Origin of the sequence: Bifidobacterium sp. ESL0775 (genome assembly GCF_029395475.1) — a bacterium.
GTDB lineage: Bacteria > Actinomycetota > Actinomycetes > Actinomycetales > Bifidobacteriaceae > Bifidobacterium.
In genome coordinates this window covers 1,305,623-1,331,172 of record NZ_CP113917.1, presented here as the reverse complement: position 1 = coordinate 1,331,172, position 25,550 = coordinate 1,305,623, and the positions used below count along the sequence as shown (strand labels likewise).

At 58.2% G+C, this 25,550-nt stretch carries 17 protein-coding genes; 13 read left to right on the top strand and 4 right to left on the bottom strand.

The features are described 5' to 3' along the window. Positions 1–55: 55 nt before the first annotated feature. Both OZX73_RS04870 and OZX73_RS04865 read right to left on the bottom strand, forming a co-directional pair. On the bottom strand, positions 56–802 hold the full coding sequence (locus tag OZX73_RS04870) for a response regulator transcription factor (RefSeq protein ID WP_277148082.1): 747 nt from the start codon (positions 800–802) through the stop codon (positions 56–58). Further along, entirely contained in the window at positions 799–2,100 is a 1,302-nt protein-coding gene (locus OZX73_RS04865) for a histidine kinase (RefSeq protein ID WP_277148080.1), read from the bottom strand. Before OZX73_RS04865 ends, OZX73_RS04870 begins: the two co-directional genes overlap by 4 nt. A 304-nt stretch (positions 2,101–2,404) precedes the next feature. Here OZX73_RS04865 and OZX73_RS04860 point away from each other — a divergent pair, with 304 nt between their 5' ends. The 8 genes from OZX73_RS04860 to glgA all read left to right on the top strand — a co-directional run bounded on the left by OZX73_RS04860 (position 2,405) and on the right by glgA (position 15,541). Beyond that, positions 2,405–3,376 carry an ABC transporter ATP-binding protein gene (locus tag OZX73_RS04860; protein WP_277148078.1) on the top strand — a complete coding sequence of 324 codons (972 nt, stop codon included), beginning with the start codon at positions 2,405–2,407 and terminating at the stop codon, positions 3,374–3,376. A gap of 10 nt (positions 3,377–3,386) precedes the next feature. Next, on the top strand, positions 3,387–4,616 hold the full coding sequence (locus OZX73_RS04855; protein WP_277148076.1) for an ABC transporter permease: 1,230 nt from the start codon (positions 3,387–3,389) through the stop codon (positions 4,614–4,616). Further along, on the top strand, positions 4,603–5,883 hold the full coding sequence (locus OZX73_RS04850) for an ABC transporter permease (protein ID WP_277148074.1): 1,281 nt from the start codon (positions 4,603–4,605) through the stop codon (positions 5,881–5,883). Before OZX73_RS04855 ends, OZX73_RS04850 begins: the two co-directional genes overlap by 14 nt. A 96-nt stretch (positions 5,884–5,979) precedes the next feature. Continuing rightward, positions 5,980–7,434: a radical SAM family heme chaperone HemW gene (hemW, locus tag OZX73_RS04845; RefSeq protein ID WP_277148071.1), complete on the top strand. Its 1,455-nt coding sequence runs from the start codon at positions 5,980–5,982 to the stop codon at positions 7,432–7,434. A gap of 175 nt (positions 7,435–7,609) precedes the next feature. Continuing rightward, a complete protein-coding gene (gene gltB, locus OZX73_RS04840) occupies positions 7,610–12,196 on the top strand; it encodes a glutamate synthase large subunit (protein ID WP_277148069.1) in 4,587 nt (1,528 codons plus the stop codon). Beyond that, positions 12,196–13,737, top strand: a complete 1,542-nt coding sequence (locus OZX73_RS04835) for a glutamate synthase subunit beta (RefSeq protein WP_277148067.1) — start codon at positions 12,196–12,198, stop codon at positions 13,735–13,737. Before gltB ends, OZX73_RS04835 begins: the two co-directional genes overlap by 1 nt. Before the next feature lie 70 nt (positions 13,738–13,807). Further along, on the top strand, positions 13,808–14,260 hold the full coding sequence (locus OZX73_RS04830; protein ID WP_277148065.1) for a tripartite tricarboxylate transporter TctB family protein: 453 nt from the start codon (positions 13,808–13,810) through the stop codon (positions 14,258–14,260). Between the two features lie 57 nt (positions 14,261–14,317). Beyond that, complete coding sequence (gene glgA / locus OZX73_RS04825; RefSeq protein WP_277148062.1) at positions 14,318–15,541, top strand: glycogen synthase; 1,224 nt, start codon at positions 14,318–14,320, stop codon at positions 15,539–15,541. A 140-nt stretch (positions 15,542–15,681) separates the two neighbouring features. On the opposite strand, the gene OZX73_RS04820 is transcribed toward glgA, so the two are convergent. Continuing rightward, the gene (locus tag OZX73_RS04820) at positions 15,682–15,858 is read right to left on the bottom strand and encodes a hypothetical protein (RefSeq protein ID WP_277148060.1); all 177 of its coding nucleotides are present in this window, start codon (positions 15,856–15,858) and stop codon (positions 15,682–15,684) included. 89 nt (positions 15,859–15,947) lie between these two features. On the opposite strand from OZX73_RS04820, the gene OZX73_RS04815 reads away from it, so the two are divergent. The 4 genes from OZX73_RS04815 (at position 15,948) to metF (ending at position 21,590) form a co-directional block, all read left to right on the top strand. Continuing rightward, positions 15,948–16,820: an ATP-binding cassette domain-containing protein gene (locus tag OZX73_RS04815; protein WP_277148058.1), complete on the top strand. Its 873-nt coding sequence runs from the start codon at positions 15,948–15,950 to the stop codon at positions 16,818–16,820. A 76-nt stretch (positions 16,821–16,896) separates the two neighbouring features. Then, a complete protein-coding gene (locus OZX73_RS04810; protein ID WP_277148056.1) occupies positions 16,897–18,114 on the top strand; it encodes a tRNA (adenine-N1)-methyltransferase in 1,218 nt (405 codons plus the stop codon). Between the two features lie 206 nt (positions 18,115–18,320). Beyond that, entirely contained in the window at positions 18,321–20,660 is a 2,340-nt protein-coding gene (metE, locus tag OZX73_RS04805) for a 5-methyltetrahydropteroyltriglutamate--homocysteine S-methyltransferase (RefSeq protein ID WP_277148054.1), read from the top strand. A gap of 78 nt (positions 20,661–20,738) precedes the next feature. Then, the gene (metF, locus tag OZX73_RS04800) at positions 20,739–21,590 is read left to right on the top strand and encodes a methylenetetrahydrofolate reductase [NAD(P)H] (protein ID WP_277148052.1); all 852 of its coding nucleotides are present in this window, start codon (positions 20,739–20,741) and stop codon (positions 21,588–21,590) included. Between the two features lie 44 nt (positions 21,591–21,634). Here metF and OZX73_RS04795 read toward each other — a convergent pair whose 3' ends face one another. Then, positions 21,635–22,255 carry a hypothetical protein gene (locus tag OZX73_RS04795; RefSeq protein WP_277148050.1) on the bottom strand — a complete coding sequence of 207 codons (621 nt, stop codon included), beginning with the start codon at positions 22,253–22,255 and terminating at the stop codon, positions 21,635–21,637. Here OZX73_RS04795 and OZX73_RS04790 point away from each other — a divergent pair. Further along, positions 22,208–25,336, top strand: a complete 3,129-nt coding sequence (locus OZX73_RS04790; protein WP_277148048.1) for a bifunctional [glutamine synthetase] adenylyltransferase/[glutamine synthetase]-adenylyl-L-tyrosine phosphorylase — start codon at positions 22,208–22,210, stop codon at positions 25,334–25,336. The genes OZX73_RS04795 and OZX73_RS04790 overlap by 48 nt on opposite strands. Positions 25,337–25,550: the final 214 nt, after the last annotated feature.

Sequence of the window (25,550 nt, the reverse complement as noted above, 5' to 3'; positions counted from 1 at the left end):
AAGGGTAGTTCTAATTTTGGATTCTGGTTTTGTGTGAAGTTGCGTTATTACATCACTATTGACGTTGCTGAGTTTGGAGCCAGGCGATGGCCAGCTGGGTGCGATTGGCGAGGCTGAGCTTGGTGAGGATGTTGGTGATGCGGTTGCGGACGGTGCCTTCGCTCAGGTAGAGCTGGGCGGCGATGTCGTGGTTATCGAGGCCAAGGGCTACCAGACTGGCGATGTCGCGCTCGCGGGCGCTTAACGCAGCGAAGGCTGAAGCTGGCACATTGATAACGCCTTCCTGAGGCGCGTTCGATGAGACGGCCATGCGGGTACCACGTTTGTCGGCTGTGGATGAAGGGTTCATGTCAGCGCTGCCTTCGACCTCGTGTCTACTGGTTGCGGAAGAGGCTGAAGACAGTTTGCCAAGTACCTGTGCGCCGAGGACGACCTGGCCGGCCATCACGGCTTGAAGCGCCGGGCCCACGGAAGCTGCATCCTGCTTGATGAGATAACCTTTGGCACCGAGGGCAATGGCCTGATCGATGTATTCCTTGTCGTCGAAGGTGGTGAGGAAGAGGATACGGGCGGCCTTGTCGCGCTCGAGGATGCGGCGCGCGGCTTCTAGGCCGTCGACGCCCTGCATCTGAATGTCGATGAGCAACACATCCGGACGGTTTGCAGGATTATCGAAATAGTTCGTCACTGCCGTCTCGCCGTCGTTTGCGGTCCATAGGACCTCCGCGGCGTCCGTCGCCTCGAGAATCGTGGTGAGTGACGAGCAGACAATGGGGTCGTCGTCGACGATTGCCGTTTTCATGCTGTTTCCTCTTTCTTGTCTTTATTTGTTTCTGTGCTGGTTCCTTCACTCGTTGTTGTTTCAACATTATTGCCAGCATTTGAACTCATCGCATCTGAACTCATCCACGGAGCTTTCTGCAGGGAAACGAAGACGCGCCAGCCGTCGCGGTACGGGCCGCACAGCGAGGTGCCGCCGAGGGCATGGACACGTTGTTCGATATCCGCCAGGCCCATGCCGCGAAGGTCTTGGCTGATTTGGTTCGTGGTTTGAGTGAGCGGTTTCGTCGTTGTCTTGTTGAATACGGCGAGTTGCCAGAACGCCGGATAGTCATGCAAGGAAACATTAGCGCTAGCGGAATCCGAATGTCGGATGACGTTGGTGAGCGCCTCGCGGATGACGGCGGTGAAGCAACGGGCCACCGGGGCCGGGGTGTTTTGGATGTCGCAATCCAGCGTAACGGAAAAATCCGGCCTTGCGCTATCCATAACATGGACGGCGTCGGCGATCTGCGTCTCGAAATCGGTGCCGTCATCTTCAAGGTCATGTACCGAACGTCGTACCATGGTCATCGCTTCGTTGAGGCTTGCGTTGATGCCGGCAAGTTGTTTGGTTGCGGTGTCGTCGCCGGTTGCGCTGGCCACAGCGCTGGCCGCTTGCGTCTGCATCAGGGCACGGGTGAGTAGGTGGCCCACGTTGTCGTGAATCTCGCGGGCGATGCGCGTGCGCTCGCGCAGGGTCGCCACACGGGTTGATTCCTCCTGTTGTTCGCGCAACGAATCGACCTGCATGGCGTTGCGGCGGCGGGTCATTCTGATGGTGTCTTTGAGGAACAGCAAAGCATGGTGCTCAGAGTCCGCAGCGGAGAAAATATATCCCAGTAGGGCAGTGAGACACGAAAGAAGGATCGCTATGGCGGCATCCAATACGGGATGGGTCGCGGGGCGATTGTTGTTGCTGACTGGGAGAAGTCCGTGATAACGATAAATCCAATATGAACATATCAGCGGAAGAATCCAGCATGATGACATCAACTTGTGCCAGATATTTTCGGATTGACTGGCTGGAATGGCCATCGATTCGAACGCGACCAATGGCATGAACGCGAGAAATTCAGGGAATAACAACGATGGTATACAGAACAGTAGCAAGGGGAGCGGCGCGAAATCGGTTGCATTGCCGCCAAAGTATCGGTCGTCGTTGCGGAGCCATTGGCTCAGTGCCGAACAGCATATTGCTGCAAGCACGGCTGCGATGGCGGCGACATCGAATGAACCATGTTGTCTCGCCGCTTCGAGCAGGGCGCAGCAAAGCAGCAATGCGGCTCTGGCCGCGTCCTCAAGATGGCGTCTGTTCACGATTCGAGGGTATCACCCGGTCTCCGTGCGGAAAATCGAATGATGTATCGAATCCGATCATGTTCCACCGTTGTTTCCATAGCGTTTCAACGGTTTTCGATGTCACGTGTGGTGCACTGAAAAAACGTCAAAGCAAAAGTGGTGACAAATGTAATTAGTGATATGGCAAGAAAATGACGACACTCACCATATCTTTCGTGCTCTTCTAGGTCACAATGGAACCACCAACATACACAACGTTCGCAATAGATAGGAAGGTTCATCTATGGACGCGAAACAAGACCCGAACGGAACCGCCGACATTCCGGCGGTGAAGATCAGCCATCTGGTCAAACGCTATGGCGACCATCTGGTGCTTGACGATTTCGACCTCGATGTGCCGCAAGGCAGGATATTCGGTCTGCTTGGCCCGAACGGCAGCGGCAAGACCACGTTGATCAATTGCATTCTTTCGCTTCTGACTTACGATTCGGGCGATATCAGGATTTTCGGTGAACCGATGACACCGAGCGCCTACGCGCTCAAGTCCCGCATCGGCTTGGTGCCGCAGGATGTCGCGGTGCTCGAAGAGCTGACGGTCGAGGAGAACATCGATTATTTCTGTGCGCTCTATGTGCCGAAGAAGGACGAGCGCAAGCCGCTGGTCGATGAGGCCATCGCATTGGTCGGGCTTGAAGATTTCCGCAAATACAGGCCGAAGAAACTTTCCGGAGGATTGAAGCGTCGTTTGAACATAGCCTGCGGCATCGCGCACAAACCCGACCTCATCTTCTTCGACGAGCCGACCGTGGCCGTCGACCCGCAGAGCCGCAACGCGATTTTGGAAGGAATCCAGAGGCTTAACCGTGCCGGCGCCACCGTGGTCTATACGAGTCATTACATGGAAGAGGTCGAGCAGATCTGCGACCAGATACTCATCATGGACCACGGCCGCCATGTCGCGGAAGGTACGGTCCCCGAGCTCAAGGCGATGGTCTCCACCGGCGACCGCATACTTATCGAAACGCTCGATCTCGCCGACACGGCACTTGCCGATCTCAAGGGACTGCCGACCATCGTCGACGCCGACTACGACGGCAAGACGCTGACCGTACGCTGCAGGCCGGGCGAACGTAATCTGGTCGACATCCTCGACCTCCTGGAACGCTCCGGCGCCAATATCGGCCACGTCTCCTCGAACCCGCCGACGTTGAACGACGTGTTCCTCGAGATGACCGGCAAAGCGCTGAGAGACTAGGGGGGGCGGCATGTTCACGTCTTTCAAGACATTTCTCAAAGCGGGGGTGCGAAATCCCAGCAACGTCTTCTGGGTGTTCGCCTTTCCGCTGATCATGCTGGCGATGCTCCATCTCATGTTCAGTGACATCAGCGATATGATTCATGTCGACCCACAGCCCATGGCCGTGGCCGAGGACTCCAACTGGGGCAAGGCGAGCGGGGCCGCACAGGTGGTCAAGGCGCTTGCGGGCGATTCAGACGGCAAGAGCCAGGCCAAGGGAACGACAACCAAGAACGATGACGAGAAGCTCATCACCATCAAACAAGCATCCGGCGTCGCGGACGCCAAACGCATGGTCGCCGACGGCAAAGCCAAAGGCTACCTGTACGTAAGCGATTCGGGAGCGCTGCGCATGGCGCTCGCGGACACGACGGTGAATTCCGGCGACGAGGCCGTTTCGATGAGTGTGACCGCGCTTGACTACGCCCTGCAGCAATACAACGAGACCGGTCAGGTGGTCAGTGCCGTCGCGGCGAAAAACCATGCCGTCATGGCCAATCCGCAAGTCAGGTCGAGTATCGGCGCTTCCAGCGGATTCATGAAGCAAGTCAGCGTAACGACCATCAAGCCGCATCGTTTCGCGCGCTATTATTTCTCGATGCTCGGCATGGCCTGTCTGCTCGGCGCGACCATATCCATCTACCTCATCACGCTTACCCAGGCCAATCTCACCGCTTTGGGGATACGCGCGAGCGTCTCGCCGTTGCCAAAGATCCGGCAGACGGTCGCCACGCTTCTGGCCTCTTGGGTCATCTCGTTTGTCTGTATGCTGGTCGCCTTCTTCGCGATGCGCTACGTCATCGGCGTCGGCGTCGCGGGTCGGGAACCGGCGGCGGTACTTGCGGTGGCGGCCTCGACCCTGATGGCCAGTGCTCTGGGGCTTGTTATTGGTGCCTTGCCGAAGCTTTCGACACGTGCCAAGCTTTCGGTCAATGTCATTCTCACCTGCTTCCTGTCGATGTTCACGGGGCTTTATGGAACCGGCGCGATGGCGCTGGGGGATGCGTTGCAGCGAAAAGCGCCTGTCATCGCGCGGATCAACCCCGCTCGACAAGTGAGTGATCTGTTCTACGACTTGTTATATTACGACAATTACCATCCGTTCTTTATCGGCCTGGCCGTCATGGCCGCCACCACGGTCGTCTTCGTCCTGATTGTCGTGGCGATGCTGAGGAGGCAACGTTATGAACATCTGTAAAGCCGCGCTCACCGTAGCAAAACGGCATCTGACCTATATCCTCTTCTATTTGGTGGCGTTCAGCCTGATTATGACGGCAATCCTGTTCCAAAGCGTCTCCGACACGCATGGCTCATCATCGACGTATTCGTCGTATACCTCGCGTGTGGCGATCATCGACCGGGACGGTGACGCCGGCGGCATCGCGACCGGGCTGCGGGACTACTTGGGCCACACGAATACCGTCGTGCACGTCGATGACAACCGCCGTGCGATGCAGGACGCCATGGCCACCGATGCCGCGGACGCCATCTACGTGGTGCCGAAAGGCTATATGGATGATTTCGCGGATGCCGCTTCTGATGGACATGCTCCGAAACCGCTTAATGTGATCCTCAAAGGCCAGGATACGCAAGACCTTTCGGAAACGAAGGTTTCGACGTTCCTTTCGAACCTGCGTACCTTCTACCTTGCCGGAAATGTTGCGCAGGACGGGACTTCCCGAGTCGACGACTCCGCCGTTATGCATAGCGCCGTCCATGAGGTCGTGAAGGCCGGCAATTCGGTCAAATCAGACTCCCATGTTTCCGTAGTCGCCACACACCGCACCTCCGGCAACGCTTCGGCGACGTTGATATTCGGCCGTTCGCTCTCGCTGGGCTCGTACCCGATTGTCACGTCCATGATTGTGGTCATCGCCATGGTGATCGGTGCCTTCTCGATCGAATCGACCCGTCGTCGCATGGAGGTGTCCCCGGAGCGTCCACGTGCCACCGGCCTCGGCCTGCTGACGGCCTGCGCGGGCATCGGAGTACTGGTGACCATCTATTATCTGCTCCTCTCGCTTGCGGTGACAGGCATCATGACCGGTTCGCTCGCGGGATTGGCGTTGCGCCCGGTGCTGCTGGCGACGTGTTCGATGGCCATCTATGTGTTTTTCGGCATCTCGATCGGTTTTGTGCTTGGGCGCCTGGCCGTTTCCGCGAGTGCCGCCAATGGCATGGCAAACGTGGTGGGCCTTGCCATCGCGTTCACTTCCGGCGCGTGGTCGTTCGGTTCCTCGGTGATGACCGGTCCTGTGGCGCTCGTCGGCAAATTGCTGTGCGGACGCTGGTACCTTGATGCCATCGACCGGGCCATGGGCTTGGGAACATATGCGGGCGGCACGTCCAGCCTCGCAGGTTGGGCATCCTCCACCGGCATGGTCGCGCTCTTCGCAATCGCACTCGTATGCGTCGGCCTCGCCCTCGGTTCTCCAAAACGGCATAAAGAAAGAAGTCGTTCTTGAGATAAGGTTGGTTGAATGCCGATAAATCCGGTAGCTACTTGATTGCAGTCCCTTCTCGACATATGTCTGGAAGGGGCTGCCGCTAGGGTAAAGGCTATGTTCGAGGTTTATGTTCATGTGCCGTTTTGCTACCGGAGGTGCGGGTACTGCGATTTCAACACCTATACGGCCGTCGATATGGGCGGGGGCGCGTCGCGTGGCAATTACGCGAACCTTGCCGCCGACGAGATAGGACTTGTCAAGGAGTGGCAGGACCGGCACGGGATTGATGAGCCGGCGGCTTCGACGGTGTTCTTCGGGGGAGGGACACCGACACTGTTGCCCGCAATCGACCTTGGGCGCATGCTCCATGCGGTCCAGGAAACGTGGGGTATCGATGACGGCGCGGAAATCACGACCGAGGCCAATCCCGACACGGTGGACGAACGATATCTGGAAACGTTGGCGCAGGCCGGGTTTACCCGTATCTCCTTCGGTATGCAGTCGGCCGTGCCTCATGTGTTGAAAACGCTCGATCGTACGCATACCCCTGCCAATGTCACCGCAGGAGTGAAAGCGGCGAACAAAGTCGGTTTGCGTTCCAGCGTGGACCTTATTTACGGGGCGCCCGGCGAAAGCATGGAAGACTGGCGCAAGTCCGTGGAGACCGCCATCGAACTTGGCATCAACCATATATCGGCGTACGCGTTGACCGTCGAACCAACTACGAAAATGGGCCGGCAAATCAAGTCCGGTACCATCGCCAAACCCGATGATGACGACGAAGCGGCCAAATATGAGATCGCCGATGAGCTTTTCGCACAGGCCGGTCTGCAGTGGTATGAAATCTCTAACTGGGCACGGCCTGGCTATGAGAGCCGTCACAATCTGGGTTATTGGCGCAACGTCGATTGGACCGGCATCGGTTCTGGGGCGCATTCGCACTACCGGACTTCGAACGTCGGCGCGTGGCAGGAACATGCGGTTTCCGGCGCTCGCGATATCGATGAGGATGGATTTCGGAAAACAGACACTGTTCAGACCAAGAGTAATACAAAAGAGGATCAAAGAGATCTTCCGAATGCCGTAGTGAATGAACTGACGTATCAAGGTAAGGCCGAAGCGAACGGGTCAGGAACGAACCTGGTGCCAAGAAAGCCGACGATTCCGGACGATGCCGGAAATCAAGGTGACAATGCTCATTTTGAGTCCGAAAATAGCATCAAATCCGATGCCAACCAGTTTGGAGTGCGTGCTTGGGACATCGCCCATCCCCGCAAGTGGGCGGAAGCGATGCACGCCGGTAATGTCCCGTGGCAAGGGAGCGAAGCCATCACCCACGAGGAGAACCTTGAAGAAACGGTGATGCTTGGGTTGCGTCTACGTGAAGGGCTTGATATTTCGAGAATCGACCAGGCGTCTGGGCACGTCGTTGACCGTGCAAGGCTCAAAGAAATCGAGCGTTCTGGTTTAATCGAGATTCACCAGGATGACCGCATCGTGCCGACATTGCGTGGGAGATTGCTTAACGACACCGTCATCGAACAGGTGCTCGATATCTGCGGTTGGTAGCCGAAATAATTAGACGAAAGCTCTTGCAGCTATTGGTCATCGAAAGTGATGATGTCCACGATGTGGAAGATTTTATCTGAAAATGGACATCGATACATTCCTGACATGACGTACCGCTAATCTATGAGAGCACTCGTAACTGAGTATTGGTTATCGGAAGTTAGAGGTGATTGTGGTGACGTTTAAGACCCCACTCGATTTGACGGTTCATCGCCCGGAAGGTATGTACGACCCAGCGGCGGAGCATGATGCGTGTGGTGTCGGCATGGTCACCACTTTGAATCGTCGGCCGGAACGCAAGATTGTCGACGACGCCATCGAGGTGCTCGTCAACCTGAACCACCGCGGGGCCGTGGGAGCCGAGGAAAACACCGGCGACGGTGCTGGAATCCTGCTGGCCATGCCGGATGAGTTCATGCGCTCGGTCATTGAGGCGGATTTGCCTGAGGCGGGTCATTATGTCGCCGGCATTGCGTTCCTTGACCGCGATTTGGCTGCGGCGAGCGAGCAGAAACGTCAGATCGCCGATATCGTGGCGCAAGAAGGCTTGGAGGTCCTCGCTTGGCGCGCGGTGCCGACTAATCCGGACGGGCTGGGATTGCAGGCCCTGGCCTCGATGCCAGCGTTCGAAATGCTGGTCATGTCCTCACCAAAGCATGATGGCCAGGAGTCGTTGGGTGGTTTGGAACTTGACCGCAAGGCTTTCCGTGTCCGTAAGCGGGCCGAGCACGAGGCCGGTGTCTATTTCGCCTCGCTTTCCGCACGGACGATCACCTACAAGGGCATGCTCACCACGATGCAGCTGACCGGTTTCTTCCCGGATCTCAATGATCCGAAAGTGAAGACGACCATCGCCATCGTCCATTCGCGTTTCTCCACCAACACGTTCCCGAGCTGGCCGCTGGCCCAGCCGTTCCGCCTCATAGCGCACAACGGCGAGATCAACACCATCCAGGGCAACCGCAACTGGCTTTCCGCCCGCGAAGGCAAACTCAGCAGCAAACTTTTGGGGGAGTTCGAGCCGCTGTTGCCGATTGCCACTCCCGGTTATTCTGATTCGGGCACATTCGATGAATGCCTCGAACTCTTGCATCTGGCCGGGCGCAGCCTGCCGCACGCGGTGCTGATGATGCTGCCGCCGGCCTGGGAGAAGGACGATACGCTTGACGCCGACGTGCGGGCGTTCTACGAATACAACAATTCTCTGATCGAGCCTTGGGACGGACCGGCGGACATCGTCTTCACCGATGGAACTTTGGTCGGCGCCCAGCTCGACCGCAATGGCTTCCGTCCCGGACGTTGGCAGGTCACCGACGATGGCTATGTGGTATTGGCCAGCGAGGCCGGTGTGCTGCCGGAAACCGAGCAGGAGCATATCGTCGCCAAAGGGCGCCTTGAGCCGGGCAGGATGTTCCTTATCGATACCGCCGAGGGACGTATCGTATCGGACGAGGAAATCAAGCACCAGCTCGCCACGCAACATCCCTATCGCGAATGGATCGAAGGCAATGCCGTGAGCCTGAGCGATCTGCCGGCACGTGAGCACGTCCGTCATTCCAACGTTTCCGTCGTCCGCCGTCAACGCGCCTTCGGCTATACGCAGGAGGATCTGAAGATTCTTTTGAGGCCGATGGCCAACACCGGCAAGGAGCCGATCGGCGCGATGGGCAACGACACGCCGCAGCCGGTGCTTTCCAAGAACAGCCGCATGCTGTTCGATTACTTCACCCAGAAATTCGCACAGGTCACCAACCCGCCGCTGGACTGGGAACGCGAGGAGATCGTCACCTCGCTGGCCTCGGCCATCGGCCCTGAACCCAACCTGCTGGAGGACCTGGAACTTTCCGCCAAGAAGATTGTCATTCCGAACCCGGTCATCGATTCCGACGAGATGGCCCAGCTGAAGCGTCTTGACCGAGCCAAGGTGCTCGGTGGGTATTACAAACCGTTCGTTGTCCATGGCCTCTATCAGGTCGCTGGTGGCGGCAAGGCGCTTGAGGCCCGCCTTGAGGAGATCTTTGACGAGGTCGACCATGCCATCGCCGAGGGCAAGAACTTCATCGTGCTTTCCGATCGTGAGTCCAACCATACTTGGGGTCCGATTCCTTCGCTGTTATTGACCAGCGCCGTCCAGCATCACTTGCTGCGCACCCACACCCGTACGCAGGTCTCGATGGCTGTCGAGGCCGGCGACGTGCGCGAGATCCATCATGTCGCGCTGCTGATTGCCTATGGTGCGGCCTGCGTGAACCCGTACCTCGCCTTCGAGTCCGTCGAGGATCTGGCGCGAGGCGGCTTCCTCGACGTCGATGCCAAAACCGGTGTGGAGAACCTGCGCAAGGCGCTTTCCGTGGGTGTTTTGAAGATCATGAGCAAGATGGGCGTTTCCACCATCATGAGCTATCGAGGTGCACAGCTCTTCGAAGCCGTGGGCTTAAACCAAGACGTCATCGACAAATACTTCACCGGCACCACCTCGCGTGTCGGCGGCATCGGCCTTGACGAGATCGCCGAGGAAGTCGCCATCCGACATCGCGTCGCCTATCCGAACCAATGGACGGCGACCCCGCATCGTCGGTTGCGCATCGGAGGCCAATACAAGTGGAGGAGAACCGGCGAGGACCACTTGAACGACCCCGAATCCGTGTTCCTTCTGCAACAGGCAACCGAGCGCGGAGACTACGGTTTGTTCAAGAAGTATTCTGAACATGTCAATGACACATCCAACAGGTTGATGACGTTGCGCGGGCTGATGAAATTCACCGGCAACCGCAAGCCCATTCCGATCGATGAGGTCGAGCCGGAAAGCGAGATCGTCAAGCGGTTTTCCACCGGCGCGATGAGCTATGGTTCCATCTCGCAGGAAGCGCATGAGACGCTGGCCATTGCGATGAACTCCATCGGGGCGCGTTCCAATTCCGGCGAGGGCGGCGAATCAGACGACCGCATCGAAGACCCGTTGCGTTCCAGCCGCATCAAGCAGATCGCCTCCGCTCGTTTCGGCGTGACGAGCGACTACCTCGTACACGCCACCGACCTGCAAATCAAGCTCGCACAAGGAGCCAAGCCCGGAGAGGGCGGTCACCTGCCCGGAGCCAAGGTACCGCCGTGGATCGCCACCGTGCGCCACGCCACGCCAGGCGTCGAGCTCATCTCGCCGCCGCCTCATCACGACATCTACTCCATCGAGGACTTGAAACAGCTGATTTACGATGCGAAGATGGCCAATCCCAAGGCGCGTATCCATGTTAAGCTAGTCTCCGAATTCGGTGTGGGCACCGTTGCGGCAGGCGTGGCCAAGTGCCATGCCGACGTGGTGCTCATCTCCGGCTCTGACGGCGGCACGGGCGCGGCCCCGTTGAACGCCATCAAGCACGCCGGAACCCCTTGGGAGATCGGCCTTTCCGAGACCCAGCAGACGCTGATCCTCAACGGCCTGCGCTCCCGCATCGTCGTCCAGTGCGACGGCGAGCTCAAGACCGGCCGTGACGTGGTCATCGCCGCGTTGCTCGGCGCCGAGGAATTCGGCTTCGCCACCACGGCGCTCATGGCCGAAGGCTGCGTCATGATGCGCGCCTGTAATCTCAACACCTGTCCGCAAGGCATCGCCACGCAGGATCCCGAGCTTCGCGCACGCTACACTGGCAAGCCCGAATATGTGGTCAACTTCTTCATGTTCATCGCCCGTGAGGTGCGTGAGCTCTTGGCGCAGCTCGGTTTCCACAGCCTTGAGGAGGCTGTCGGCCACGTCGAGTGCCTCGATCAGGACGAAGCGGTGGAACGCTGGAAGTCCAATGGCATCGACCTGACCAACGTGTTGGCCCAGTCCGGGCCCACACCTGGGACGATTCTGCATCAGACCATCCCGCAAAACCATGAGCTCGACAAGGCGCTTGACAACAGGCTTGTCGAGCTTGTCAAGCCCGCACTAGACAATCGCGAACCGGTGCGTCTCGACCTGCCGATTCGCAACGTCAACCGCACCGTCGGCACGATGGTCGGCTACGAGGTCACCAAGCGTTATGGCGCCAAAGGTCTGCCAGACGACACCATCGACATGACCCTACGCGGTTCCGGCGGCCAGTCCATCGGCGCGTTCATCCCGCGTGGCGAGACGTTGCGCATCTATGGCGAGGTCAACGATTACGCGGCGAAGGGGCTTTCCGGCGGGCGCGTCATTGTACGACCCGAAGACGGAGCGCTCAACTTCGACCCGCACACCAACGTCATCGCCGGCAACGTCACCGGTTTCGGCGCTACCAGCGGCGAGATGTATGTCGCCGGACGTGCCGGAGAACGCTTTGCCGTACGTAACGGGGGAGCGACGTTCGTTGTGGAAGGCGTCGGTGACCATGGCTGCGAATACATGACCGGGGGCACCGTCGTGGTGCTCGGCCCAACCGGACGCAACTTCGGCGCAGGCTTCTCCGGAGGCCACGCCTATGTGCTCGACCTGGATATGGATAAGGTCAATCCGGGAGCCGTCAAATCTGGTTCGTTGCTTTTCGAGCCATTGGATGATGCCGAAGCCCAGCATGTTCATCAAATGGTCAAGAAGCATGCCGAGGAAACAGGTTCCGCTTTCGCGCAAGCTTTGCTAGATGATTGGGATGAGACGCGTTCGCGCTTCACGCATGTCGTGCCCAAGCAGTTCGTCGCGATGAGCGCGGCCATGGAAGAGGCCAAAGCCAACCACGTCGATTTCAACGCCCCCGGAACGTGGGACGATGTCTACGAGCATGTGATGGAGGGAGTGGACTGATGAGCGACCCCAAAGGATTCCTGAAGGTACGCACGCGCCACGAGGCGCAGGATCGCCCTGTCGCCGAGCGCATCCACGATTGGAAAGACGTCCATGCCCAGTTAGGTTTTGAGCCTTGGACCAAGGAACAGGCCGCGCGCTGCATGGACTGCGGCACGCCGTTCTGCATGACCGGTTGCCCGCTTGGCAACATCATCCCGGACTTCAACGATCTGGTACGCCAAGGCCAATGGGAAGAGGCCTACCAGCGGCTTTCGATGACCAACAATTTCCCGGAGGTCACCGGCCTTATCTGCCCCGCGCCTTGCGAACAGGCCTGCGTGCTTGGCATCCACCAGCCGCCGACCATGATCAAAGCCGACGAGCAGACCATCATCGACCAGGCGTGGAAGCTCGATTACGTCAAACCCATGCCGCCTCAACGCCTGACCGACATGACCATCGCCATCGTGGGTTCCGGCCCTGCCGGCCTCGCCTGCGCGCAACAGCTGACCCGTGCCGGCCACACCGTCGTCGTCTACGAGCGTGACGATGAAATCGGCGGCCTCATGCGCTACGGCATCCCGTCCTTCAAACTCGACAAGCATCTGATCGACCGTCGCATCGAGCAGATGGAGGCCGAAGGCACAGTCTTCCGCACCAATATGGAGATCGGCAAGGACCTGAGTTGGGACGAGCTGCGTTCGCGTTACGACGCGGTGGTCGTCGCCATCGGTTCCGGCGTGCCGCGCGATATCAACGTCCCGGGCCGCGAGCTCGACGGCATCCATTTCGCCATGGACTTCCTGCCCGACGCCAACCGTCGTTGCGAAGGCAAGGAACCGGTCAACAACATCGACGCCAACGGCAAGAAGGTCGTCATCATCGGCGGCGGCGACACCGGTTCGGATTGCCTGGGAACCGCCATCCGCCAAGGCGCCACCAGCATCACCGTGCTGCAGATCAACCCCAAGGAGCCAAGCGTTCGCCCCGACAACCAGCCCTGGCCCACCTACGCGCGCCTCTACCAGCCCACCACCTCGATGGAGGAGGGCGGCACCTACGAATACAACACCGATACGGTCAGCTTCACCGGAGTCGAGGAAGTCGCCGAAACCGAGCGCGTCACGCTGGATGACACTGGTTTGGCCAGCGGGTTTGTAGCCGACGAATCCGGCCATGTCACCGGCGTGAAGGTTGTTGACGTCGCGAGCACGGCAGACGGCCGACGCGAGCATGTCGCGGGCACCGAGCGGGTCATCGACGCGGATCTGGTCCTGATTTCCACAGGTTTCCTCCATCCCGATACTTCGACGTTGTTCGATCAACTGCCGGTCGAGCTTGACGGGCACGGCAACGTGGCCCGCAACAAGCAATTCGAGACCAGCCAGGACGGTGTCTTCGTCTGCGGTGACGCCGGCCGTGGGCAAAGCCTTGTGGTCTGGGCGATAGCGGAAGGCCGAAGCTGTGCCTCCGCCGTTGATCGATTCCTCAACGGCACCACGGAGCTTCCCGCCCCGATTGTCTCGACGCAACGGCCGATGGCATTGCCGAAAGTCTGAGTCCTCGGGCTTGGCAGGGTTCGGGTTAAAATCGAGGTATAGAAGCAATCCAAAGCCGAAAGGAACCGAGATGCCGAATCGCGCCGAACGCAGGGCACAAGCCAGGCAGAACCGCAAAGGGGTGCCGCAACCGAACCAGCCGCAGAACCGTGGCCGTGGTGGGTTGATCGACGAGTATTCGTTGCAGGAGCGCAGCCGTCGTTTGGAAGAGAATGGCGGCACCGAATGGAAGCCGAAGGCCGAGACCCTCGCCCCGAAGCAGGAGAACCTCGATCCCAATTACAGCGATCCGAAGGTCATGAAGGCCCCGCATTCGCTGCACCAGTGGTTCCGCATCTTGAGCTGGGTGCTCATCATTGTTTCCGGCATCGCCTTCGCCATCCTCATGTGGATTCCCAAGCATCCGATGTGGCTTATCCTGACGGTTTCCATCGTGTTCGTCGTCGGCGTGTTGAGCCTGTTCTTCACGGCCGGCAATTATCGGCACAACCCGAACCTCGACGCCAACGGCACGGCCATCTGATTGGATCGTTGCCCATGAGCCATGCTGACGGTGGTTTGAAAAGGTTGATTGGCGCGTATGAAGATTGATTTGCTGACACGGGAATATCCGCCGCATATCTACGGTGGGGCCGGCGTACACGTCGAGGAGCTTTCCAAGGTGCTCGCGGAGCGCGCCGAGGTGACGGTGCGCGCGTTTGACGGGCCAAGGAAACCCGATGAAATTCCCGATGTGGCCAACGGTTCTCTGCGTGTGGTCGGTTATGACGTACCCAGTGAACTGGCGCACGACAATCTGGCATTGCAGACCTTCGGCATCGACCTCCAGATGGCCAATGATGTCGAAGCTGACATCGTCCACGCCCATACCTGGTACGCCTGCTTGGCTGGCAGGCTTGCGCAGCAATTGCATGAGATTCCGCTCGTCGTCACCGCCCACAGCCTCGAACCATTCCGTCCTTGGAAACGTGAGCAGTTGGGCGGCGGATACAATCTGAGCTCTTGGGCCGAACGTGACGCCTTCACCCATGCCGATCGGGTCATCGCCGTTTCGAACGGCATGAAACAGGACATCCTGACGGCGTATCCCGCGATTGACCCCGCGAAGATCTGCGTTGTCCACAATGGCATAACCATAGCCGACTTCAGCATGCCGGGTCCCGACGATCCTGGCTGGAAGGTGTTCGATCGCTACCATATCGATCGCAGCAAACCCACGTTGCTTTTCGTCGGTCGTGTCACCCGCCAAAAGGGCTTGCCCTATCTGTTGAAGGCGATTCATCTCATCAGCAAGGATATCCAGGTCGTTTTGTGTGCGGGGGCTTCGGATACGAAGGAGCTTGGAGATGAGGTGCGCGCCGATTTCGCGCAGCTTCAGCGGGAACGAGGCAATATCATCTGGATCGAAGAGATGCTGCCACGTCCGGAACTCAACGCCTTGGAGCACGGTTGCGACGCGTTCATTTGCCCGAGCATCTACGAGCCGCTCGGCATCGTCAACCTTGAGGCCATGGCCTGCGGTCTGCCGGTGGTCGCCAGCGCGACCGGCGGTATTCCCGAAGTTGTCCTAGACGGTGTGACCGGATATCTGATACCGATTGAGCAGGAACATGACGGCAGCGGCACCCCCATCCATCCAGATGATTTCGTGCGTGACATGGCTGCGGCCATCGACAAGCTCATGGCTGACCCGCAACGCGCCAAGGAAATGGGCGAGGCGGGCTATAGGCGCGCACGCGACGAATTCAGTTGGGAACGCATCGCGGACGAGACCATGGACGTCTATCGCCAGGTATTGTCATGAAGATTCGTTTTGGTCATTTGTCATGAGAATGTTAAGTTTGATATCGCGGCAACGGTTGAATGGCCTTTGGTGCCAGGATGTCGATGAACAGGATTTGCAAACTGAATTGACAGGAAAGGTATGACATGTTCCAGTACGTGCTATACGTATGTATCTTCGTAGTCGCTGCAGTGGCGACCGCGCTGTGCCTTTCTGCCGCGTTCGGTAAAAGCAAATCGTTCCATACCCTCAAAATCGTCGTCGGCTGCTGCCTGTATTTCTTTGCCGTGATTCTTTTGGTGGCCAGCTTCCTTACCTGACACATCGTCTGCCTCCATCAAAATATGGAATCATGACGGGTTTGGCGGCGTTTCCGGATTAGTCTGTGAACACGGAAACAATTCGCGTAATCAAACGCGTGACCACGATGAAGGGACGAAGGATGGGCGAGGCTGTTTCGGCGCTGAAACTGAGCAATGTGGAATTTCGTAGGAACCGTCGCGTCATTCTGACCGATGTGAACCTCGATCTCAAGCAAGGCGAGAAATGGGTGCTCTTCGGCCCAAACGGCATCGGAAAATCCAGCTTGGTGGCCATGATGGCGACCCGTGGTTTCCCCTCGGTGGGGACTGTCGACATTCTCGGTAATCGGCTTGGCAAGGTCAACGTCTTCTCGTACCGCAACCGTATCGGCTTGAGTTCGGCTGAATTGTCGCGTTCGTTCCCCAATGACGAGGACCCGCTTGACGTCATCCTGACGGCGCTCACCGCCACCACTGGCCGTTGGCGCGAGCAGTTCACACAGGCCGATTACGACAAGGCCCGCGGATTCATGGCTATGTTCGGCATCGAATACCTCGAAGGCAAGCAGATGTTCAAGCTTTCCGAAGGCGAGCGCACACGCGTCTTGATTTGTCGAGCCTTGATGGGCGATCCGGATCTGCTGATTCTTGACGAACCGACCACCGGTCTCGATTTGGGTGGCCGTGAGCTTGCGTTGCGTGCGCTGAGTGATATTGGCCGTCACGATACCGACCGCACGGTTCTTTTGGTGACGCACCGGCTCGAGGAGATTCCGCAAGGTTTCGACCATGTCGCCATCATGGGGCGCATGGCCGGCAACGAGACCGACGCCCACGCCGACAACGTGGCCGGTGCCGACCCGCAGCCGGGCACCATCATCTACACTGGTGATCTTGAGCATGGCTTCACCGCCGAACGCCTGAGCCATATCTTCGGTCTGCCGCTCAAGGTGACCCACGACCAGGGCCGTTGGTCGGCCTACGCCGTCGAGAATTAGATTCGGCACGATTCCTGCTTCATCGAGATGATATGAGACCATAAGTCCCAGTGAGTATGTCATCAATGGAAAGAGCATGGATATGCCAAGACGCGGTGCGTTGCAAGCGGGTGAAAAGGTCCAGTTCACGGACCGAAAAGGCAAGAAGATCACCGACCAACTCGTAGCCGGTGGCTCTACCCAGACTGACCATGGCATCATCTTGCACGATGACGTTATCGGTGCCACCGAAGGCATTGTCGTCACTACCGTTACTTCAAAACGTGAGGTGCAAGTAAGCGGTGGCACCCCGGGGCACGATAAACCGAAACTTTGGAAGGCGGCGCGTGCCATCGGCGGCTGGGATTACACGGTCATGCGGCCACGTCTCGCGGACTACGTGCTATCGATGCCCCGTGGCGCGCAGATCATGTATCCGAAGGACATCGCGCAGGTCATCCAGCTTGGCGATATCCGCAGTGGCCTCAATGTGCTGGAATCCGGTGCCGGCAGCGGAGCGATGAGTCTCAATCTGCTTGACGCCGTGGGGGAGTCCGGCCACCTGACCACCATCGAGATGCGACCGGAGTTCGCCAAAATAGCCGAGGCCAACGCGACTTTGTATTACGGTAAACACCCGGATTGGTGGGATCTACTGACCGGTGATTTTGATACCGTCGCAGCAAAGCTTTCCGAAAGTATTGAATCTCAGGGTGAAGCCGCCGAAAAAGATACGGTACTATCTTCAGCTCCGTTGAAAGGCCTCCGTGACGCTAAAAATGCGCTAGCGGAATCGTCTAATGATTCTGCTGTGAATGCGAATGAGTCTTCGACTTTGCCGTTCGACCGTATCGTGCTCGACATGCTCGACCCATGGAACCGGCTTGAACAGGCCTATCGGGTCATTGCTCCCGGTGGCGTGCTCATCGTCTACATCACTACGACCACGCAGATGTCTCGTTTCTGTGAGGCGTTGCGTGAGGCGGGTTGCTGGACTGAGCCGGAAGTGCAGGAGACGTTCGAGCGCACCTGGAAGGCGCAAGGCCTCGCCGTGCGTCCCGACCACCAGATGATCGGACACACAGGGTTCCTCATCGTCACCCGTGCCATGGCTCAAGGTTTTGAGGCGTTGCACAAGCGCGACCGCGCCACCAAAGACACCGTCACCGACATCGATTCCCTCACCGACGAAGAACGCGAGTCCCGCTTGGCGGATCTCGAGCTTCGTGACATCAGCGACCACAAGCTGCGCAAAGTCTTGAGGGACCTCGGTGACCAGCTGCATCAGATTGACCCTGAAAGCGTTGAGTGGTAATCAACAGTCAATAATCGATAATCGGAATGTCCGAATATCGAATGTCATCGTGCTATACGCCGATGCATTTTTAAGCGCATTGCCTTTGCAATACTAAATTTGTATATAAACGCAATCTATAACGACACCCTAAGTGGCTTGATGGCCTTTGAACGGGGATTGTTTGATAGGATTTCGGTAGTCGTTTGTCAATCTCTGGCGGAATTATGTCAGCTCTCACATCGGTTTCCGGTTTCCCACGCATCGGGCGCGACCGAGAATTGAAGAAGGTCATCGAAGGCTACTGGAAGGGCAAGTCCAGCCTCGATGATGTCCGCTCCACTGCCAAGCAGCTACGGGCCGACCATTGGAAGCTGCAGGCTGATGCGGGAGTCGAGCTCATCCCCAGCAACGATTTCAGCTATTACGACCAGATGCTCGACACGGCCATCCTGCTCAACGCGGTGCCACAGCGTTATCGTCGTCTTTCCTTTAAGAATCCCGAGGACACCCTGTTCGCGATGGGCCGCGGTTATCAGGGGCCGGAAGGCGACGTCACCGCGCTGCCGATGAAGAAGTGGTTCACCACCAACTACCATTATCTCGTTCCCGAGATTGACGCTTCGACCGAGATCAAGCTCAACTCCACCAAACCGTTCGACGAATTCAACGAGGCCAAGGCCCAAGGCATCCTCACCAAGCCGGTGCTGATCGGCCCGTATACCTTCCTCAAGCTGGCCCGCAACCCGCAGGCCGAAGAGCTCGAGCTTGACCGCGGACTGGTCGACGCGGTTTCCGGTGTCTATGCGCAGATCCTCCGCAAGTTCGCCGAGCTTGGCGCGCAATGGGTGCAGTTCGATGAGCCGTATTTGGTGCTTGACAAAGAAGATGGTGACGTCGAGCTCTTCAAGGCGCTCTATTCCGCCGTTCTGCCAGCCCGTTCCGCGGCTGACGGCAAGAATGTCAAGGTGCTGCTCAACACCTATTTCGGCAACATCGCCGACATCTACGAGACAGTCAACCTCTTTGAGTTCGACGGCGTTGGTCTCGACCTCATCGAAGGACGCGACGAGAACCTCACAGCCATCGAAAAGTACGGAGTCGCCGAGAACACCACGATTTTCGCCGGTGTCATCAACGGCCGTAACATCTGGCGCAACAACTACGCGCAAAGCCTTGGTCTGCTCGATGCGCTGAAAACCAAGACCAGTGACGTCGCGGTTTCCACCGCCTCATCGTTGCTGCATGTGCCGTTCAGCACGGAAGGCGAGACGGGGCTCAAGCCGGAGGTGCGCAAGCACTTCGCCTTTGCCGTCGAGAAGCTCGGCGAGTTGGTCGATGTGGTCAAACTGGCGGACGCTGATGACGCCGCCCGCAAGGATTCGCAGGCTCTGGCCGCCAACCAGGCCTTATTCGACGGCAGCCGCGTGGCAGAAGATCCGGCCGTCGCCAAGCGCCTCGCTGCGCTCACCGAAAAGGACTTCGTGCGTCAACCTGCCCGCGCCGAGCGCAGGAAAGTTCAGCATGAGGAACTGAATCTGCCGGAACTGCCGACCACCACCATCGGCTCCTTCCCGCAAACCCGCGAGATTCGTTCCATGCGTGCCAAGGCTCGCAAGGGCGAGATTGACCAGAAGACCTACGACAATTTCATCGCCTCACAAATCGATCAGGTCATCGCCCATCAGGAGCAGATTGGCCTTGACGTCCTTGTCCACGGCGAATTCGAACGCAACGACATGGTCGAATACTTCGGTCAGCATTTGAACGGTTACCTCTTCACCAAGAACGCGTGGGTGCAGTCCTATGGCACCCGCTGCGTCAAGCCCCCAATTGTCTGGGGCGACGTCTCCCGCGCCGAGCCGATTACCGTTCGCTGGAGCAAGTACGCGCAGAGCCGCACCAAGCACGTCGTCAAGGGCATGCTCACCGGCCCGGTGACCATCCTGAACTGGTCCTGGCCGCGCGAGGACATCAGCAACGAGCTGCAGACCCAGCAGCTGGCGCTGGCCATCCGCGACGAGGTGCTTGACCTCGAGGCCGCCGGTATCAAGGTCATCCAGATCGACGAGGCCGCGCTGCGCGAGAAGCTGCCGCTGCGCCGCTCCGACTGGCACAAGAAGTACCTTGACTGGGCGATTCCCGCCTTCCGTCTCGTGCACTCCGCCGTCAAACCGACCACGCAGATCCACACCCACATGTGCTATTCCGAGTTCAACGACATCATCAAGGACATCGACAACATGGATGCCGACGTGATCTCGTTCGAAGCCTCCCGTGGCGATCTGGTTGTGCTCGACGCCATCCACGACGCTCATTTCGAGACCGAGGTCGGCCCTGGCGTCTACGACATCCATTCGCCGCGTATTCCATCCACCAAGGAACTGGTCGACCGCATCCATGCCATCTTGAAGAAGGCCGACGCCGGCCGCGTCTGGATCAACCCCGACTGCGGCCTGAAGACCCGCGGCAACGAGGAGACCTGGCCGAGCCTCGAGCACATGGTCGAGGCCGCCAAGACTGTCCGCGCCGAACTCGCCGATGGTTCGCCGGCCTCGCGTAACTAAGTAAGATCAGTACTTCCTACGTGTGGCCGACATCAAGCAAACCGATGCCGGCCACACGATTTGTCATAGGAGACAGTCATGCATTCGCCTATTTTCTCCCTTGAGGTATTTCCACCCAAACCGCACGCCCCGGTCGGCACCATCTATGATGCGCTTGACGGGTTTGAGGGTTTGAATCCCGATTTCATCTCCGTCACCTACCGTCACGGCAGCCATGCCAATCGGCTCAAGACCGCCAGGATAGCCCGTACCATCAATCACGACTATCACATCCCGGTCGTGGCCCACCTGACCGCCCTTTACAGCAACAAGGCTTCGGTGGATGAGGCGTTGGACCTCTTCCGCAAGGCCGGCGTCTTCGGCGTGTTGGCGTTAAGAGGCGATTATGTCGAAGGCAATGAACCATGCGGGGAATTCGAGCACGCCAGTGACCTGGCCGCCTATATCCGCGAGCACGACCCCGATATGCAGATCATGGGCGCCTGCTACCCGGAATGCCACCTTGAGGCCTCATGTCTGGAAGAGGATGTCGACAACCTCAAAAAGAAAGTGGACGCCGGCGTCACCCACTTGATCACCCAGCTATTCTATGACAACGATGATTTCTACCGGTTCCTCGACCTGGCGCGTTCCAAAGGCGTCGACGTGCCGATAGAGGCCGGAATCATGCCGGTGCGCAGTGTCAGTTCGATCAACAACATGACCAAACGCAATGGTTCCAAGATCCCCGTGGCCGTGCAACGGCTCGTCGACAAGTGGGGCGACGATGTGCCAAGCCTGCAGCAGGCCGGCATTGTCTACGCCTCCGAGCAGATTGTCGATCTGATTGCGCATGGCGTTGACGGCATCCACCTCTATACGATGAATCGTCCCACACTCGCTCGCCGGATTTGGGCGAACGTCGGGCCATTGTTCCAAGTCAAGGAATGATATCGGAACAGCAGGATGGGTTTCAGTGAAAACTGAGCCTGGAATCAGTGGGTGTGCTTGTGCTTCTTGCCGTTCTTCTTTCTCGGTGTGTGGTATTCGGCAGGCCTGGGCCTCGGTTTCTCTTCCACTTTTGGCGCCAACTTCGGGAATTTCATGACAAGCCATTGGTGAAGTGGCGGCAGTTTCGCCAAAGCGAACCCGGCTATGGCGGCGATGATGAGCGTCCACGACGAGATATTGAGTTTGTAATACAATAGGAAGAAGAATACGACGATCAGGATGATGCCGGCCCATTCTTGCAAATGATTCTGCCAGTCATTCAATTTGTTGGTGAACGCGGGCATGGCTCCGACGATAAGCCCAGTCGCCAGCCCGGCAATACCCGCGATAATCGCAACAACGATGTCGATAGTTTCCAATGTGTCTCCTGTATAAAACTTTGTTATTAACAGGATAATCGATATTCTGCCAACGTTGCTGTCATCTTGCGATATGTTGTGGGGCGAAAGCTGCGAAATTGGTTGCCGCACTGGGAATGTGCGTGGTACTTCCTTCAAGCAGGTGTGTGATTTTGGCTTGTGCGCGTTGAATGCACCGAGTTGTTGTAGATTGGAACCATGGAACATTCCGAGGACTTCACCATCAGCAATCGCGAGCTTATCCATGCGGGATTGCAGAATTTGGGCGAGAGCGGCGATTTGTTCGCTTCTTTGGCAAGCGTGGGATTCGACGAAGCCGAACGGAAGAACGTGCTCGCCGCGCTTGAGCGGGCCTGCGACCCTGATATCGCGTTGAAGCATCTTGCCGAGATTGTGGCTTCGAAGGAAAACCGCGCAAAGTTTGTCGATAATCCAACGGCGCTTTCGCGGTTGATCGGGGTTTTGGGCGTTTCGGACGCGATGGGCGGGCTGATGCGCACGCATCCGGATTTGGCAACCGCAGCGGCCTGCGATCCGTGTGGAAGCCTCGAATTCAGTCGCGCTGAACGTGTCTTACACATGGGCGATGCCGTTAAAACGGCTGTTTCGAGTCAAGCGGACACTCCAATCCCGACGAACAACATGTCAATAGCCGTGGAAGCGTTGCGTGAGAATTATTATCTTCAGCTTGCGGCCATCATGGCCAAGGACGCGGCTGCGGCGGATCCGGTGAAAATACAACCGCAAATCAGTGCCAGGCTTTCCGACCTTGCCGATGCCGCCATCTCTGCGGCGCTGGGAATCGCCAAAACGCAAGTTGAAGGCAGCGAACGTTGCGGATTCACGGTTATCGGCATGGGCAAGCTTGGCGCTCAGGAACTCAATTACGTCTCTGATTGCGATTTGGTGTATATAGTCGAACCGCTTGCCGCCGAAGGCGCCGACGAGAAAATCGACGGTGTGACGTTGACGCGTATCGGCACGAAAATCGGCACCACATTGCAGAAGATCTGCCAGTCGGTGATGCCCGGGGTGGATATGCCGCCGCTTTGGCAGATCGACACAGCGTTGCGGCCGGAAGGCAAGGACGGCCCGCTGGTGCGCACGGTCGATTCCTGCCGCGTCTATTACGACAAATGGGCGAACAACTGGGAGTTCCAGGCGTTGCTCAAGGCACGTGTGGTCGCCGGCGACGAGGAATTGGGCAAGGCCTACCTTGATATGACTAGGCCGTTGGTCTGGTCGGCGTCGAAACGGGAAAATTTCGTCTATGACTGCCAGAAGATGCGCAGACGCGTCGAAGACAACATTGCTCCTGACCTGCGCGATCGGGAAATCAAGCTTGGCAAGGGCGGGCTGCGCGATGTCGAATTCACTGTGCAGATGCTGCAATTGGTCCATGGCCGTTCCGATGAGTCATTGCGCGGCCGTTCCACGTTGGGTGCGTTGCAGGCGCTTTCGGCTGGAGGCTACGTCGCTCGTCCGCAGGCCGCGAAACTGGATGAGGATTACCGTTTCGAACGCGTGCTCGAGCATCGGGCGCAGATGTGGGAACTCAAGCGCACGCATCTTTTCCCCGACTTGGGCAAAGCCAATGAGGGCGGGGTCGATATCGTCCGCAACGCCGACCCTCGGGCGATCGACGATAATCCCGACTTGCGTCGCATGGGCCGCGCGTTTGGCTTGTTGCCGGACCAGTTGGTTGACAAATACGACAAGGTGCGGCGTGAAGTCCGTCGCCTCCACACCGATATCTACTATCGGCCCATGCTGCCTATCAACGCGCAACTCGATGATGACCAGGTCACGCTGAGCGATAAGGCCACCCGTGAGCGCTTCGAATCCATTGGTTTCGCCGATCCCGATGCCGCGATGCGTCATGTCGAGGCGCTGACCGAAGGCGTCTCACGCGCCGCCAAGATCAACCGGATCCTCCTGCCGTCTATCCTGCAATGGCTGGCGCAGGGGCAGAACCCCGACATGGGCCTGTTGCAATGGCGCAAGCTCGAGGAACGCTTCGGCGGCGGGAGCCAGTATCTTGGGTTCCTTCGCGATTCGCCGCAGGCGCTCATCAGGCTGTGCCATATTCTTTCGAATTCCCGGCTTTTGGGGGATTCACTCAACCAATCCATCGAATCGGTGACCTGGCTCGGTGACGACGAGATGCTCATGCCCCGCACCCGCGAGAGCCTCGATGTCCGGGCGAAGGCCGCGGTCTCGCGCTACGCCGAAAACATGAACGATTTCGCCACTTCCATCCGTGCAATGCGCCGGCATGAGATCGAGCGCATCGGCTTGGGCTGGACCTCGAAGGTCTTTGATGACGGCGTTGGGCTGGCTGGCATGACCGACGTTTATGATTCGGCCATTGAAGCCGCCCTGCAGTGGGCCATTCGCCATCAATGCGTTGAGATGAAACTCGATTCCGCACCAGTGGCCATCGCCGTCATCGCCATGGGCCGTTACGGCGGACGTGAGGTCAATTTCTGTTCCGACGCCGACATCATCATGATGTACCGTCCGATACAAAACGTAGCGGATGACAACGATGGCGATGAACAGAAAACTGCCGCGGAATTTGCGCGCAACGTCGTCAATGATCTGCGCAACATCCTGCAAGGTCCCGCAAGCCTTGAGCCCAAGATCGACCTTGACTTCGGTTTGCGTCCGGAAGGCAAGAACGGCCCGCTCATCCGCTCCTATGAATCCTGCCGCGACTACTACACCAAGTGGTACAGCACCTGGGAGCGCCAGGCCTTGCTGCGAGCCCGGTACGCCGCCGGAGACCGGCAATTGGCCGAGGATTTCCTGACCCAGCTGGCCGATCCGCTGCGTTATATGGACAGGGCGTTGACCGACGACGAGATCGGCGAGATCCGCAAGCTCAAGGCACGTATGGAAGCGGAGCGTCTGCCGCACGGCGTGAAACGCAGCCAGCATCTGAAGCTTGGTGCCGGCGGGCTTTCCGACGTCGAATGGACGGTGCAATTGCTCCAACTCGAACATGCGGGCGAGCACGAGAGCCTGCGTGTCAACTCCACGCTCACGGCGCTGGATGAGCTTGAGCATCTGGAATACATCAAAGCCGACGATGCGGACGCATTGCGGAAGGCGTGGAAGATGCTCACAGCGGCTCGTAACGGCAATTATCTGTGGGGCGCGCGGCTCTCTCAGGCCGATGTGCTTCCGTCCGATTTCTACGGACTCGGGGGAGTGGCGACGTTTCTGGGCTACGACGCCAACCGAGGCCAATACTTCGGCAACGATATCCAGGCCGTGATGCGCCGGTGCCGCGAGGTGATGGAGCGGCTGTTCTACGGACAGTAGCTGTGGCTGTTGCATGGCTTTGGATGATAAAGTCGATTTATTTGTATTACGAATCGTGAAAAGTGATCATGCTCTTGGAATCAGCTTTGGTCACTTTTGCCGGACATGCTCAGAAATGGGAGGCGCCCCACTCGTGTCGCCGCGTGCGGGTATCTTGTCAATGGTCACGCCAAGTGGCCACCTTGGTTGAAGAAAGGTGAGCCGATGCCGATAA